This window comes from Bacteroides sp. Phil13, assembly GCF_001940965.1.
Lineage (GTDB): Bacteria > Bacteroidota > Bacteroidia > Bacteroidales > Bacteroidaceae > Bacteroides > Bacteroides intestinalis.
In genome coordinates this window covers 1-16023 of sequence record NZ_MSHA01000074.1, presented here as the reverse complement: position 1 = coordinate 16023, position 16023 = coordinate 1, and the positions used below count along the sequence as shown (strand labels likewise).

14 protein-coding genes are annotated in these 16023 nt (G+C 44.7%); 4 read left to right on the top strand and 10 right to left on the bottom strand.

What is annotated here, in order from left to right; translation table 11 throughout:
* Positions 1 to 3: 3 nt before the first annotated feature.
* From nrdG to BWI44_RS14040, 4 genes are all read left to right on the top strand, one after another.
* The gene (nrdG, locus tag BWI44_RS14055; RefSeq protein ID WP_021967312.1) at positions 4 to 513 is read left to right on the top strand and encodes an anaerobic ribonucleoside-triphosphate reductase activating protein; all 510 of its coding nucleotides are present in this window, start codon (positions 4 to 6) and stop codon (positions 511 to 513) included.
* Positions 514 to 680: 167 nt separating this feature from the next.
* Positions 681 to 1448, top strand: coding sequence for a threonine/serine exporter family protein (locus BWI44_RS14050; RefSeq protein WP_007662252.1), 768 nt, complete (start codon positions 681 to 683; stop codon positions 1446 to 1448).
* On the top strand, positions 1445 to 1939 hold the full coding sequence (locus tag BWI44_RS14045; RefSeq protein ID WP_007662250.1) for a threonine/serine exporter family protein: 495 nt from the start codon (positions 1445 to 1447) through the stop codon (positions 1937 to 1939). Before BWI44_RS14050 ends, BWI44_RS14045 begins: the two co-directional genes overlap by 4 nt.
* 31 nt (positions 1940 to 1970) lie before the next feature.
* On the top strand, positions 1971 to 2693 hold the full coding sequence (locus BWI44_RS14040) for a DUF6064 family protein (protein WP_007662247.1): 723 nt from the start codon (positions 1971 to 1973) through the stop codon (positions 2691 to 2693).
* A 52-nt stretch (positions 2694 to 2745) separates the two neighbouring features.
* Here BWI44_RS14040 and gpmA read toward each other — a convergent pair whose 3' ends face one another.
* The 10 genes from gpmA to BWI44_RS13990 all read right to left on the bottom strand — a co-directional run bounded on the left by gpmA (position 2746) and on the right by BWI44_RS13990 (position 15742).
* Positions 2746 to 3489 carry a 2,3-diphosphoglycerate-dependent phosphoglycerate mutase gene (gene gpmA, locus BWI44_RS14035; RefSeq protein ID WP_007662246.1) on the bottom strand — a complete coding sequence of 248 codons (744 nt, stop codon included), beginning with the start codon at positions 3487 to 3489 and terminating at the stop codon, positions 2746 to 2748.
* A gap of 175 nt (positions 3490 to 3664) precedes the next feature.
* On the bottom strand, positions 3665 to 6229 hold the full coding sequence (locus BWI44_RS14030; protein ID WP_138292144.1) for a glycosyltransferase family 1 protein: 2565 nt from the start codon (positions 6227 to 6229) through the stop codon (positions 3665 to 3667).
* Positions 6230 to 6266: 37 nt separating this feature from the next.
* On the bottom strand, positions 6267 to 7928 hold the full coding sequence (locus BWI44_RS14025) for a glycogen/starch synthase (protein ID WP_117706221.1): 1662 nt from the start codon (positions 7926 to 7928) through the stop codon (positions 6267 to 6269).
* 316 nt (positions 7929 to 8244) lie between these two features.
* A complete protein-coding gene (locus BWI44_RS14020) occupies positions 8245 to 8709 on the bottom strand; it encodes a V-type ATP synthase subunit K (RefSeq protein WP_007662239.1) in 465 nt (154 codons plus the stop codon).
* Positions 8710 to 8751: 42 nt separating this feature from the next.
* Positions 8752 to 10557: a V-type ATP synthase subunit I gene (locus tag BWI44_RS14015; RefSeq protein ID WP_195209693.1), complete on the bottom strand. Its 1806-nt coding sequence runs from the start codon at positions 10555 to 10557 to the stop codon at positions 8752 to 8754.
* Positions 10554 to 11159, bottom strand: coding sequence for a V-type ATP synthase subunit D (locus tag BWI44_RS14010; protein ID WP_007213463.1), 606 nt, complete (start codon positions 11157 to 11159; stop codon positions 10554 to 10556). The genes BWI44_RS14015 and BWI44_RS14010 overlap by 4 nt, the downstream gene beginning before the upstream one ends.
* Positions 11160 to 11184: 25 nt before the next feature.
* Entirely contained in the window at positions 11185 to 12513 is a 1329-nt protein-coding gene (locus BWI44_RS14005; RefSeq protein ID WP_029428228.1) for a V-type ATP synthase subunit B, read from the bottom strand.
* Positions 12514 to 12524: 11 nt separating this feature from the next.
* A complete protein-coding gene (locus tag BWI44_RS14000; RefSeq protein WP_007662234.1) occupies positions 12525 to 14279 on the bottom strand; it encodes a V-type ATP synthase subunit A in 1755 nt (584 codons plus the stop codon).
* Positions 14280 to 14297: 18 nt separating this feature from the next.
* Complete coding sequence (locus BWI44_RS13995; RefSeq protein ID WP_007662233.1) at positions 14298 to 15140, bottom strand: DUF2764 family protein; 843 nt, start codon at positions 15138 to 15140, stop codon at positions 14298 to 14300.
* Positions 15141 to 15151: 11 nt separating this feature from the next.
* Entirely contained in the window at positions 15152 to 15742 is a 591-nt protein-coding gene (locus tag BWI44_RS13990) for a hypothetical protein (RefSeq protein ID WP_007662232.1), read from the bottom strand.
* Positions 15743 to 16023: the final 281 nt, after the last annotated feature.

Here is a 16023-nt window from a genome sequence, read left to right as displayed (position 1 = left end):
ATCATGCTTTCCATTCTTGATATTATAGAAGATACCACAGTGGATGGTCCGGGCTTCCGGACCTCCATTTATGCTGCCGGATGTCCGAACAGATGCCCGGGCTGTCACAATCCTGAATCCTGGGATATCGACCGGGGGCATTGGATGTCAACAGACGAAATATTGGAAAAAGTACTTGCCGACGACTTTGCAGATGTAACATTCAGTGGCGGAGACCCGATGTACCAGCCGGAAGGATTTGCAGAACTGGCATGCGCCATTAAGGAAAAAAGCGGTAAAAATATATGGTGTTATACCGGATATACATTTGAAACTCTGCTGCGCAACCCTCTACAGGCCAAACTATTGCAATACATCGATGTACTGGTGGATGGAAAATTCAAACAAGAACTGCGGGATGAAAGCCTGTGCTTCCGCGGAAGTAAAAACCAACGCCTGATCGACGTACAGGCTTCACTGCGGACAGAAGAGGTAGTGGCCTACAACTATAACCCTGTCCCTCGTATCGCTTAATATTCAGCAAACATAAGGAGATGCTTCTGATGCATCTCCCCTCCCTGCCCACCTTCTCAAAAATTCCCGTAATTATACCTTGTATCACTTTTTTGTTTTCTCCAAAAGCCGTACCTTTGCGGCGCTTTTCAAGAATAGGTATAATAGTAGGATAACATTTTTATAATATGAATTCGCCAAACGAATTAAAAGAAATTACCCGGTTTTTACTGGAGTATGCCAATCGTCTTATGGGTTCCGGTGTACACACCTCGCGCGTGATACGAAACACTCGCCGCATCGGAAAGTCACTGGATGTAGACGTGAAAATGAGCCTTTTTCAAAAGACCATGGTAGTAAGCGTATGCGACATCGACAGCACTGAAGTTTATAATGAAGTAGCCATCATCCCCGCTTTTCCCATCAGTTTTGAGCTGAATGCCGAACTGAGTGCACTCAGCTGGGAAGCTTATGACAATCATCTGCCTCTCGACACCCTGTGGGAAAAATACGAGAAAATCATTGCACGCCCCAAAATGGACCCACTTTGCACACTGTTCTTGGTAGGATTTGCCAATGCATCATTCTGCGCCTTGTTCGGTGGCGACTGGACTGCACGTCTCATTGTATTCTCTGCCACTCTCATAGGTTTCTACGTCAAACAAATTATGCAGAAAAAGAAAATCAACCATTACCTTGTTTTCATAGTCTCTGCATTCATCGCTTCCATGGTTGCTTCTTCAGCTTTGACACTGGAAACCACCGCCGAAATTGCCATCGCTACAAGCGTTCTTTACCTGGTACCCGGAGTACCTCTGCTGAATGGTGTTATCGACATTGTAGAAGGGCACGTACTCACCGGATGCACCCGCCTTATTCAGGCTTTATTACTGGTACTATGTATTTCTGTAGGACTTTCCTGTACTCTTATGTTAATTAGAAATAGTTTATTATGATGCTTGTTGATATACTTACAGACGGCATATTCGCCGCTGTCGCCGCTATCGGTTTCGGAGCGATTTCAGATCCTCCTTTGCGTGCTTTCCCTTCCATTGCTTTGCTTGCCGCCATCGGTCATGCCCTGCGCTTCTGCCTGATGACGTATCTGGGAGTGGATATTGCTACTGCGTCCCTATGTGCTTCTTTCAGTATCGGTATGGGAAGTTTGGTTCTGGGAAAACGCATCTATTGCCCTATGACTGTGCTATATATCCCTGCACTGCTACCAATGATTCCGGGTATGTATGCCTACAAAATAGTATTCTCGCTCATCATGTTCATGCAGAACCTGAAAGTGCCCGAATTACAGGAAAAATATCTGATTGACTTATTTACGAATTCAATCATTACCTGTAGTGTTATCTTCATGTTGGCAGTGGGCGCTACTATACCGTTGTTCCTGTTCATCAAACGGGCCTTCTCCATGACAAGACACGAGAAAAAATAAAAGTTGAAAATTAAAAATTTAAAGATTGCGTATGGAAGTTTTTTGGAAAACAATCGCACAATATAATGAAGGAACCTGGATAGCCCAGATCGTTATAACCGTTGTAGGCATCTTGCTGACCATACTTCTCTATCAGAAACCGACACTACTAGTCAAGCGGCTGATGAAGGGATATATGGTGTTTTTAAATAGCTGGATTTCTATCGTCTACTACATGATTTATTGTGGTGACCGGAATTACAATTATATACTTGCCATATTCTGGGGCATAATCGCACTTATCTGGCTATGGGACCTCATTACGAACTATACTCCGTTTGAACGTTACCATAAATATGACAAGCTGACTTACATATTGTATGCCATGCCGTTCCTTTACCCTCTCCTCTCATGGGCACGGGGCATGGAATTCCCGATGATGACTACCTGTGTCATGCCCTGTTCCGTAGCCGTATTCACTATCGGATTGTTGTTGGCGTTTTCCCGTAAGGTCAATCTATTGGTGATCCTTTTCCTTTGTCACTGGGCGCTCATTGCTTTCTCCAAGGTTTACGTCTACAAAATTCCGGAAGATTTATTATTGGCCAGTGCAACCGTACCTGCCATCTATCTCTTCTTCAAGAACTACTTCGACCAGAATCTGCATAAGGAAACAAAACCAAGTGCCAAATATACCAACTGGATATTAATAGCACTTTGCTTAGCAATCGGAATATTTCTGAGTATTACGATATTTCACGAGCTGGCAGGATAATAAAAAGAGGAATGATGAAGGGAGCGTTCATCATTCCTCTTTTTATCTTCAATCATTTCTTTCCTTGGTTCGCCACCGCTTCCATCAACTTCTTTATCTCCTCCGGATCTCCCAGAAAATAATCCTTCGTCAAATTCAGGTCGTCATCGAATTCGAATACATAAGGCACAGCAGTCGGCAGATTCAGCTTTACAATATCTTCATCGGAGATACCTTTCAGGTGTTTGATAATCCCTCGCAAACTGTTGCCGTGCGCTACTACAAGTAGTTCATCTGCAGTCTTCAGATTCGGGAAAATCACACATTTCCAATAAGGCATAATGCGTTCTATTGTATCTTTCAGCGACTCTGTACGAGGCAATTCGGCATCGGGCACTTCATTGTATCGAACCTCAAAACGCGGGTTACGGGGATCATCTTCAGCCAATGCATGTGGAGCTACATCATAGCTGCGACGCCAGACTAACACCTGTTCTTCACCATATTTTTCAGCAGTCTCCGCCTTATTCAACCCCTGGAGCTGCCCGTAGTGCTTCTCGTTCAGACGCCAAGATTTTTCTACCGGTATCCAGTCCTGATCCATACGGTCCAGCACCACATCCAACGTCTTTACTGCACGTTTCAGGTAGGAAGTATAGGCCTTATCAAACAGGAAGTCATTATCTACCAATAACTCTCCTGCCTTCTTAGCTTCGGCAATACCTTTTTCTGTTAAATCCACATCGGTCCAACCTGTGAAACGATTCTCTTTATTCCATGCGCTCTCACCGTGGCGGAGCAATACAATTTTCTTCATACGAATTTTTATTTTATTAGTCGTATAAGTAAAACACGTATCTATCGGAACTTGTTCAACAGGAGAATTTCCCCGCTCTGTGCATATCCTTCGGAGACTACACAAAACAAAAGCTGCTTGCAAGAGGTTTAACAACCTCCCGCAAGCAGCTTCAGTATGTTGGTATATTAAACTCTTACACGAACCAGCGAACGTAACAGAAATCCTGACGGTGAGGCAGGTCAGAGTTTTTCGGGAACATACGGTAGGATACCTTGAAGCTACCTGCGTTCTCTAATTTATGTTTTACCTGGAAGGTATAGAGGTTACCCTCTTTCTTCACTACGCTGAACGGCTCAACAGAGTAAACGTGTTGTTTACCGTCACCGGCAGTGTAAGTAGTTACCAGTTCCAGACCGATTGCATCGTTCAAGCCCTTCTCATCAATAACGTAAGTAATGGTATATTCCTTACCGCTTTCGATGGTAGCCTGCAGCAATTCTTCACACTTGTCATAAGATACGACCTCAATGCTGTCCCACTTAGAAACCACTTCTTCTTTCCAAGCAGCAATTTCCTTAGCTTTGGCATTGTCATTAGCAGACAGTGCGCTGAAACGTTTAGCCAACTTATTGTAGAACTTGCTATAATAGTCGTCCAACTGACGCTTCATTGTATAGTGAGGTGCAATCTGTGCAATAGAATTCTTGATAGTCTTCACCCAACCTTCAGAGTATCCCTTCTTGTTGCGTGCATAGTACAACGGCAAAATCTCAGTTTCAAGGATGCTGTAGATAGTAGCTGCATCGAGCTGATCCTGATGATCCTGGTTCTGGTAAGTACGCTTTTCTGTCAACGCCCAACCTGCACCTTCGCGGTAGCCTTCCAACCACCAACCGTCGAGTACGGAGAAGTTTACAACACCGTTCATCAACGCTTTCTCACCGGAAGTACCGGATGCTTCGAGCGGACGAGTCGGAGTATTCAACCAGATATCCACACCGGATACCAGACGGCGAGCCAGCTGCATATCATAGTTTTCCAGGAAGATAATCTTACCCAGGAATTCCGGACGACGGGAGATTTCGATAATTCTCTTGATCAAACCTTGACCGGCTCCGTCATGCGGGTGAGCCTTACCGGTGAACAGGAACTGTACCGGATAGTCAGGGTTGTTCACAATCTTAGCCAGACGGTCAAGGTCAGTGAACAGCAGGTGAGCACGTTTGTAAGTAGCAAAACGACGACCGAAACCAATCAGCAATGCATTCGGGTTGATCTTATCCATCAACGAAACGATACGTGAAGGATCACCCTGATTCTTTAACCAGGTTTCGCGATATTGCTTGCGAACATAGTCGATTAACTTGTTCTTCAAAGCCATACGTGTTTCCCAGATTTTTTCATCGGGCACATTGTAGATAGCTTCCCAAATCTTCGGGTTAGACTGATCGTACAAGAAGTTCTCGTCAAAATTAGCAGCATAGAGATGTTTCCATTCAGTAGCGCTCCATGTCGGGAAGTGTACACCGTTGGTAACATACCCCACATGCATTTCTTCGGGAAAATAACCCTTCCAGATAGAAGAGAACATCTCCTGAGAAACTTTTCCGTGCAACCAGCTTACACCGTTCACTTCCTGTGAAGTGTTGCAAGCGAAAACTGACATACAGAAGCGTTCGCCTTTATCACCCGGATTATTACGGCCGAGATCCATCAGGTCATCCCAGCTGATACCCATCTTGGCAGGATAACCGCCCATATATTTGCCGAAGAGACCTTCGTCAAAGTAATCGTGTCCGGCAGGAACCGGAGTATGTACAGTATACAGAGAAGATGCACGCACCAGTTCGATGGCTTGATCGTAAGACAAACCTTCGGCTACATAGTCACAGATACGCTGAACATTGATCAATGCTGCGTGTCCTTCGTTGCAATGATAAACATCTTTCTTAATACCCAGCTTCTTCAGTGTCAAGATGCCACCGATACCGAGCAGAATTTCTTGTTTCAGACGGTTTTCCCAGTCACCGCCATAAAGCTGGTGAGTGATAGGACGGTCGAATTCACTATTCATCTCATTATCTGTATCCAACAGATAGAGAGAGATACGTCCCACATTCACGCGCCATACAAACGCATGAACGAAGTAATCCAAATAAGGAACATCCACAATCAGCTGATTACCATTCTCGTCCATTACACGCTCGATAGGCAACTGGCCGAAGTTCTGAGCTTCGTAGTTGGCAATCTGCTGACCATCCATAGAGAGAGTCTGTGTAAAGTAACCGTAACGATACAGAAAACCGACTGCGCAAAGGTCTACATTGCTATCAGAAGCCTCTTTCAGGTAGTCGCCGGCAAGAACGCCCAAACCACCTGAATATATCTTAAGTACCTGGTTCAAACCATACTCCATGCTGAAATAAGCAATGGAAGGACGTTTTTTATCAGGTTTCACATCCATATATGCTCTAAACTTAGAATACACATCATTCATTCTTTTCAGAATAACTTTGTCGTTTGCAAGTGCTTCGAGCTTAGCATAACTCATTCTTTCTAACAAAAGTACAGGGTTATGACCAACTTCTTTCCACAGAGCGGGGTCAAGATCTCTAAACAGTTCAGTAGCTTCGTAGTTCCAAGACCACCAAATGTTGTGTGCCAGTTCAGACAATTTCTCCAACTCAGCAGGAATATGAGATCTCACATTCACATCTTTCCAGTTCGGAGTGTTTACATTACTAACTTTAATCTTCATTGTATGATAACTTGATTGATTAATATTCTATTTCTATTTAACCCAGCTGACGCTCCATCGCACGACGAAGGGCGAAATCGTAGGCCTCATAATAATATTCGATAAAATGCTTCCACAAAGCCTGCTCAGCCACTTGGGCAGCACGCTTGCGAATGTTTTTCACTTCTGCATCCGTCTTTCCTGAGAATGCGGAAATGGTGTCCTTGATGCCATCAGCCACTTCGGAATAGTTATAATCCGAACGGTGAAGTACCTCTACTCCATCATCGATGCCATGCTGATTTTTCAGGCTGTTTACCCAAAGTCCGAATCCAGCCAGATCGGTCGTGATGGTCGGAACATGGAAAGCAACACTTTCCAACGGAGTATATCCCCAAGGTTCATAATATGAAGGGTAGACACTGAGGTCTTCTCCCAATATCAAATCGTAATATTGTTTGTTCATAATGCCATCCTTTCCATCCAGATAGCAGGGAACGAAAATGACCTTGACCTTATCTTCAGGATGATTGTGCATCTCCATGTACTTCAACATATCCAGCACCTGATCGTGCGTCATGTTATGTAGCCAATGGGTAATCAAAGGAACTTCCAATGGAGTAGTGAATTTCTCTTTACTCTTAAGGCGCTCTTGCAGATCCTCACGAGCATCCCCTACCCATCCGGGTACATTAACGAAAGCCAGTACATTTTTCTTTAAGTTCTTGTCACGGTTCAGGCGATTCAGAGATTCCAGAAAGACATCGATACCCTTATTCTTAAATTCATATCGACCGCTGGTACCGATAATCAACGTATCATCTCCCAAGTCCGTGCCCATCAAACAATTGGCAACGCGTAGCATGGTAGCCCTGGCACGTTTGCGCTTTCCAGTAAATGTAGCACCTTTCGGCACAAAATCATCCTCGAAACCGTTCATAAGCACTACATCGGCAGGCTTATCGAGCAATTCCCTGCATTCATTATTCGTGATTTCGCTCACAGTCGTAAAACAGTCTACATAATGCGCGGTTTGTTTTTCAATGGAATGTTTGGACTGCATATTAAGCTCTCCCGCCATCTGATCGCCATTATAGGCAAAGAGATAGTCATACAGAGGTTTATTGTTTCCCGCAATGGAGCGTCCGATAGACGTGGCATGTGTGGTAAAGATCGTTGCGATTTCAGGAACGGCAATCTGCAGGTAGAGGGCCCCCATACCGGTCATCCACTCATGAGCCTGATAAACCACCTTATCCGTTTCCGTCAGGTTATAGCGATAGAAACTCTCTACCACCTTTCCGGCAGCATACGAAAACATAGATGCTTCATCATAATCACCGTATGCATGTAGCGAATCCACCTGATAGTGGTTCCACATCTCTGTATAAATTTCATTCTTCTGTGCGAAAAACGGTTGGAAATCAACCAATATAACGATCGGATTGCCCGGAATGTTCCAGCGCCCTATGCGGACGGAAAGGTTATCTTTTGTAAATGCATGCTTTTTCCATGCTGCACAAAGGTTATCGGACTCGATAAACAAAGGGTTCTCTTTCCCCTGCCAAAAATCAGGCCCTATGAAAAACAATCTATCATGAAATCTTGCCTGCAAGGTATTTGCTCGCGTGGACAAAACCGTATAGATACCTCCAACCTTGTTACATACTTCCCAGCTTGACTCGAAGATGTAGTCGGGGGTTAACAGCTCTTTAGTCATATTACTTTTAATCTCTATTACTTAATACCGGCTGCAAAATTACACATTATTCTTTGAAAAATAGCCTATTAATCGAAAAAACTAATGAAATATGTATAAACAATCGTTTGCGAAAAATAGTTAGATGGACTGACTATCGTTTCAAATGCCACACTTTAACAAGGCAAATGCCACACTTCGCGACATACCAAGTGTGGCATTTCACTTGCCGAGGTGTGGCATTTACCTTATTCAAGTGTGGCATCAGGAAACAATTAACCCGGAGTTGACATCAAAAAGGCAACCCCGGGTCAGCAAATTATTCAGAAATAGATTCTTATGCAACCAATGCGCTACCGATCAAGAATGTTGCAGCCAAAGCAACAATAGCGTAAAGTTCCGGGAATACAGCGAGGATCAGCGTGTTGCTGAATACATCGTGACCTTGTCCGATAGCTGCAATACCATTCGCACAAACCTGTCCCTGGCGGATAGCTGAGAACAAAGCAACCAATCCCAACGCGATACCTGCACCAAGGATAGCGGCAGCCTGGATACCTGTCATTTCAGGAGTGAGGATACCGAAAATAGTCTGGAACATAAAGTAACCGGCAAAACCATACAAACCCTGTGTACCGGGAAGGGCGGTCAATACGAGGAAGTTACCGAATGCACCGTCGTTCTTCTTTAAAGCGCCGATAGCTGCGTTACCGGCAATCGTCACTCCATAGGCACTACCGATGCCAGACAAACCAATCATTACTGCGATGCCGATGTAGGCAATCAATAAATTCATTTCCATAATCTTACGTTTTTATTGTTTTAATTTTTAATTCTATAATTGTTATTTTTTGAATGGCTTATATTCTTTTCCGCCACCTTCGTAACCGGAATTCTTGAAAAACTCCACAAAGGTCAGACGCATAGGATGAACCATCGCACCCAGTACATTCATAAACATATTGATCGCATGTCCGATAACGAATATCAGCACCATCACAATCGGTCCGGCAATCACATTGTCGGGGCTCATACCCACAGCCAGACTGTTGAATACTCCTGCAAGGATACCTCCCGACAGACCGAGGGCAAACAAACGAACGTATGAAAGCACGTCGCCAAGTAAGCCTGTAGCCATATTGTAAGAATCCCACAATCCCAGCCCGATGTTCAAGAACACGTTCTTACCGGGACTATTGAAGAGGAATATCATGGCAGCAGCCACACCGAGGATACACAGATGTACCGTTCCGCCCAGCGGCATGATTTCGGGCAATAAGGCTCCTACTCCGCAGGATACCAGCAGTATGATCCAACCAATCGTAGCCACGGCATACTTGAAGCCAAACTGTATCGCCTGATTCACAGCTTTCAGTATCATACCGAAGAGAATCTGTATCACACCCAATATCAATGAGAGCTGGAACATGGCATTGTTGTCCATGAACAAATGCTCCTTCATATACTGTAGGAAAGGTATATTGATGTCATAGAGACTTACCCCGAAGAACGTACCTGTCAGCATTCCACAGAAGAATGTAGAGGCAGCCAATATCTGCACCAATGAAAGAATCGGCTTCATCGTAGCACTGATGTTCTTGGCAAACATACGGTACAACGTAGCAGCAAGGAACAGGAACAACCCGTAACCGGAGTCACCCAGACACAGTCCGAAGAACACCATAAAGAACGGTGCAAAAAACGGTGTCAAGTCCAACTCACTGTATTTCGGAAGCATATAGAGCCTGCATATCGGTTCAAACCATGCAAAGAAACCTTTGTTGTTCAACTGAATAGGTACATTATCTTCCGGTGTCGGATTCGTTATTTCATAATAAATATGCTGTTCATCCAGCCATGCAGCGATTTCCTTTTCTTTGGAAGCCGGTGCCCAACCTTGCAGTAACATCAATTTCTCTCCTGCCGTAGCCTCCGTATTCAGCATTACTTTGGAGAACTCTATTTCAGTGTTCACCTCTTTCAGTGCAGCCTGCAATGAAGGTTGTTCTTTTCCGGCAAGTACCGTCAACTTCTGGTCATTGTCTGCCAAAGCCTGTTCAGTCTCCTGACAAAGTATCTGCATACGGGTCAACGAGTAAGAAGGCAACTTTATCTGTTCTGCATCCAGGTCCACTTCCACCGCATTTTTAGTTACAGTAATGAAATAGATACGCGAAGATACACGATTGATAATCATCGCATTATAAACCTCTTCCCAAGTCTCGTCATAGCTACCCTCCGAACAACAGTAGAAGTTCAGCGTGAAACCGGCATCGTGTAGTTTACTAAGGCTTTCGGGCTCAAAATCACCCCAGGGTTCCAGGGCAGCTCTCTCCTTCTGATAGTTCTGCAACTGTTGTTGCAGCTTCGCCTTTTCACTTTGCAGCACATCTACTTCGTCCAGAACTTCCAGTCCACGGGCAGCAGAAGCAGGTGTAGGTTCCTTCGCTTCGCTCAAGCCATGCAGCATTTTCAGTGTCGCTTGCAGACGTGAGGAAAGCCGGATGCTATCCTGTAATTCTGCGTTATCAGCTACGCCTTGCTGTTTTTCGGCTACGTGCACTACTCCAAGTTCGCGCACTCCGTTCAGAAATGCTTCGTACTCCTTATGATATACAAGGAACGTGAGCTTCTTCATTTTTGTAATCATGCTTCTGCCTCCTTCCTACTCTCTTGATGGGATTTCATGATTTTCTGCGATGACTTAGAGAGGTTCTCCTCGTCTTCCATGAAGCGCTTGATCTTTCGCAGAGCATCTTGATAGCCTGGAATCTGCACTTTCTCAAAGAGGTTTACCTTTTGGGTAGTCTTCTTACGCGCATGTTCCAGCAAGCCCAGTTTGGCGACGATAAACTCCCGCTCGATAGCCGTCTGTGCCAACACCTTGAGCAAATGTATGCCGTCGGCATACCATTTGGGAGCATTGAACAGGCTGTAGGGGCGTATTTCGAAATCAACGTTTTCGAGCAGCGGCACCCGTACACCAGCAATCTTTTTCACGCCGAGATGTACATCGCTCACCTTTATCAATGAGGAATCAAACTCATTCCAAAGGGCGAACATCGCTTCATAGGCCTGGATTTCCCGTTCCAACTTCTCATCCAGCGCGGCAGCTTCTGATTTGCAGCGCTTCACTTCCATGCGTAGTGCGCTCTCCTTATTCTTAATAATAGGGAGTGTACGTACCCGCACTTTCAGTTGCTTTTCCAACTGCTGGAGGGAAGTTTTATTATATTGAAACTTTATAGCCACTTTATTAGTGATTAGTTGTTAGTGATTAGTTATTTGCTTTTGGCCAGAACTCGTCAACCAATTCTTTCTTGATATTCACTTCTTCCGGACGGAAATACTTGCCGAACAGGCTCCAGGCCACATCGAGCATTTCTGTCGTATCGAGGTTCACATCAATAGCCAGCAGTTGGTTGGAGTAATCCTTGGCAAATGCAAGGGTACGTTCGTCATAGTTCGTCAGGTCGAAACCGTTCTCCAACTTCGTCTTGGCATTGGCAGCATCGGCGTACAGACGTACGGCAGCATTCATCACCTGCGGATGATCCTTACGGGTCTTCTTACCTGTAACGAGCTGTTTCAAACGGGATAGTGAACGGAATGGGTCAACGATAACCTTACCGATATCCGTATCACGACGCAGGAATAACTGACCTTCCGTAATGTAACCCGTATTATCAGGCACAGCATGCGTAATGTCGCCACCGGACAATGTAGTTACCGCGATAATGGTAATGGAACCGCCACTCGGGAACTGCACAGCCTTCTCATAGATCTTAGCCAAATCCGAATAAAGAGAACCCGGCATAGAGTCCTTGGAAGGAATCTGGTCCATACGGTTGGATACGATAGCTAACGCATCAGCGTAAGAGGTCATATCAGTCAAGAGCACCAGTACCTTTTCATTATTGTTCACAGCGAAATATTCGGCTGCCGTCAACGCCATGTCCGGAATCAGCAAACGTTCTACCGGAGGGTTCTCCGTTGTATTCATGAAGCTGACGATACGGTCGAGCGCACCGGCATTAGAGAACACATTCTTAAAATACAGGTAGTCATCATTCGTCATACCCATACCACCCAGAATAATCTTATCTGTCTCGGCACGAAGTGCTACATTCGCCATTACCTGGTTAAACGGCTGGTCGGGGTCCGCAAAGAACGGAATTTTCTGTCCGGATACCAGCGTATTGTTCAAGTCGATACCCGCAATACCTGTTGCAATCAGTTCCGACGGTTGTTTACGACGTACCGGGTTCACAGACGGGCCACCGATCTCCACTTCCTGGCCTTCGATGGACGGACCTCCGTCAATCGGATCACCGAAAGCGTTGAAGAAACGCCCTGCAAGCTGTTCGCTCACTTTCAGCGTAGGCGACTTGCCCAGGAATACTATCTCCGCATTGGTGGGGATACCTTCCGTACCCTCGAATACCTGCAGAGTCACATCGTCACCGGCAATCTTCACCACCTGGGCGAGCTTGCCGTTTACGGTAGCCAACTCGTCATACCCTACCCCTGTTGCTTTCAGCGAGCAGGTAGCTTTCGTAATCTGAGTGACCTTGGTATATATTTTTTGAAATGCTTTTGTTGCCATCTTATTCTTTTTTATGCTTTACGTTCTTCAATCAGTTCCTGCAACTGTTTACGGAATCCTTCATATTCTTCAGACTTGAACTTCGAATAGTTCATCTGCTTACAAACATTAATCATCTTCTTGAAGTAATCCATTACCTCATTAAAGTTATCGAATTCAAATTCCGTATGACAGATGTCAATGATCATATTCAGGATATCCTCCTGACGTTCCATCGGTGTTACAGCATCAATTTCGTCGAAAGCATCCTGTTGCAGGATTACGAAGTCAATCAACTCTGACTTCCAGAATGTTACATGATATTCTACAGGAACACCGTCATCACCCAGGATGTTGATCTGTTCGGCAATCTCTTTACCACGTTGCAGGCGGTTTTTGATTTCGTTCACCTTACCAATCCATTCACCATTGATATGAGTTTTGATATATTCCTCAAATTCAGGATATTCGATGTATTTAGAATAAGAATCAATCGGATTCACGGCAGGATAACGTTTCTTGTCGGCGCGGTCCTGTTCAAGAGCATAGAAACAACGGGCTACTTTCTTCGTATTTTCCGTTACAGGCTCTTTCAGGTTACCACCGGCAGGAGATACTGTACCGATAAAGGTAATAGATCCCGTTTCACCGTTACCCAGCACTACATATCCGGCACGTCCGTAGAAGTTGGAGATGATAGAAGACAAGTCCATCGGGAATGCATCAGGTCCAGGCAACTCTTCCATACGGTTGGACATTTCGCGCAATGCCTGTGCCCAGCGGGAAGTGGAGTCAGCCATCAGCAATACCTTCAGGCCCATGCTTCGGTAATATTCCGCAATCGTCATAGCCGTATACACAGATGCTTCACGAGCAGCTACGGGCATGTTCGAAGTATTGGCGATAATGATTGTACGCTCCATCAACTTACGTCCGGTATGCGGGTCAACCAGTTCCGGAAACTCCGTAAAGATTTCCACAACCTCATTGGCACGCTCACCACAGGCAGCGATGATTACAATATCCGCTTCCGCCTGTTTGGAGATGGCATGCTGAAGTACCGTCTTTCCAGTACCGAAAGGACCGGGGATAAATCCCGTACCACCTTCTACAATAGGATTCACAGTATCGATTACACGTACACCCGTTTCCAGCAGTTTAAAGGGACGCGGTTTTTCTTTATAATTTGTCATGGCGCGTTTCACCGGCCATTTCTGTATCATGTTCACATGAATGTCATTTCCTTCTTCGTCAGTTAGTACAGCTACAATATCTTCGATGCTGTATTCACCTTCGTCTACGATGGACTTCACGGTACATACGCCTTTCTGGGTGAAAGGTACCATGATTTTCAGCGGTTGGAAGTTTTCGTCCACTTGTCCCAGCCAGGCAGCCGCTTCCACTTTATCCCCTACTTTCACCAGAGGCACAAAATGCCATCTGCTTCCTTTATCCAGCGGATACGTATATTGTCCACGTTTCAGGAAGACTCCATCCATCTTATCAAGGTCATTTTGCAGACCGTCATAGTTTTTCGAAAGCATACCCGGGCCTAATGTCACCTCAAGCATGTGTCCGGTAAATTCGGCTTCAGCCCCTACTTTCAGTCCGCGGGTGCTTTCAAACACCTGCACGTACACATGGGTACCTACCACCTTAATCACCTCCGCCATCAGCCGGTCGCCTCCGGTCGAGATGTAGCAAATCTCGTTCTGTGCCACCGGGCCGTCAACGACGAGGGTTACCATGTTGGCGATAACGCCACTAACAGTTCCTTTTGTTGCCATATAATTATGTTATTTATTTTATCTGAATTCTGCAGGTATCTGCACCTCGTCCTTCAACGTTGCTATGATGCTGCGGAACAATTGGTTGCCTTTTTCTTTATCCAAAGAAATCCACCGTTCTATCATTTCCAGTTGCAACAGAAAAACGAACAAACGTTCCACAGTGAAATAATTGAAAAAAGTAGCTTCTTCCATCCAATTCCAACGCAACTGGTCTATTTTCTTCTCTCGTTCCACCAGCTCTTCGGTTTCGCTGATCTTAACTAACTGATCCAGGAAATCCACTTCCCCCGTCAGTCCGAAATCACGAGCACCGGATGTACGCAAAGCCTCGCACACTTCCGTATCACCTACTATCAGCGGAGCGATATCCATCTTGAATTTCCGGGCAGTCAGTGCCACCAGTATATTGTTCATCGTCAGATTGAACGCAAACCAGGAAGACACGAACTTATTTTTGCACTTCATTGCATACTCATAATAAAGCGCAGCCAGACGGTCTTCATACAGAAAATCGTCCTCAGCAGTAGCATTGAAATATTCGAAAATAAAAGTGGAGAGATAGGAAGGGAACACGGCATCAGCTATCTCATCACCCTCTTTCAGAGACGAGATAAACTCTACCAATTCTTCTGCAGAATAATTTCCGCGCAGATCAATGGCAGCGTCCTTGTCCTTTAGTAATTTCAGAACGTTCGCATTGTCAAACTTCAGATAGAACAAATCAATCAGTTTCTTATCTTCGTCAGACAAATCCGGATACAGTTCCGCTTTGAAATCAGCTACCGTATAACTCAGCTTACTGTCCTCCAATGTGAGTTCGGGCAAACCAGCTACCAAGTAGTAATAGTATTTACTCATATCCTGTGGTTTTAGAACAGCATTTCCACTAACTGCGGACGCAGGAATTCTTTGAAGTAATTCATAAATTCTTCTTCACCGAAGTTTACCTTATACGAACCATCGGCAGGCGAGACTGTAAACAACGTCTTGTTACCGTTCACTTGCTCTATCTTCACTCCCTTATCCAGCAACGCTTTTGCTTGTGAAGCAAAGTATTTTTTCAGGCCATCTGCATCAGCAGTCGAAATCACGATAGGCTCGTTCACACTCCACTTGGAAGCCAATGCAACTATAAATGCATTCAGATAATCTTTATCGGCAGCAAATGCTTTCACATCTACATTGACAATTTTATCCGTCACAAGTGTGGCAATTTCAGACTTCAAGGCATTCACTGCCTGACCGGCGAACAATTTTAATTCCGACTTGGTATTTTCTGCCAGTTCATCGGCAGACTTACGAGAAGCAGCCACAATTGCTTCAGCTTCTTTACGAGCATCTTCTACAATTTTCTTGGCTTCATCTTGAGCGTTAGCGATAAGTTTCTGGGCCTCGGTGTTACCTTTTTCAACCCCCTCGCGGTAAATCTTATCAGTCAACTCTTGAATTTTGTTTTCCATATAACAGGAGTAATTTTAATAATTATATAATTGCGATTTTTTCCCTTTTTATTAGATTTGAGCCCAAAAGTACTAAAATCCCTCAGATAAAAAAGAGAAAGAACGGAATAAAAACACCCTATTTTTCAAAAAAAGTCCTTTTATGCCATTTTTATTCCGTAAAGATAAGGATGAAGTTGCAAACTTAAAAGAAATTGCTTGCTGAAAAAGGAAAATAGAGGGTTCAAAGAGGAAAAAAAGCTACTGAAAGCAACCATTATAAATACAAAAAGCCCCCATAT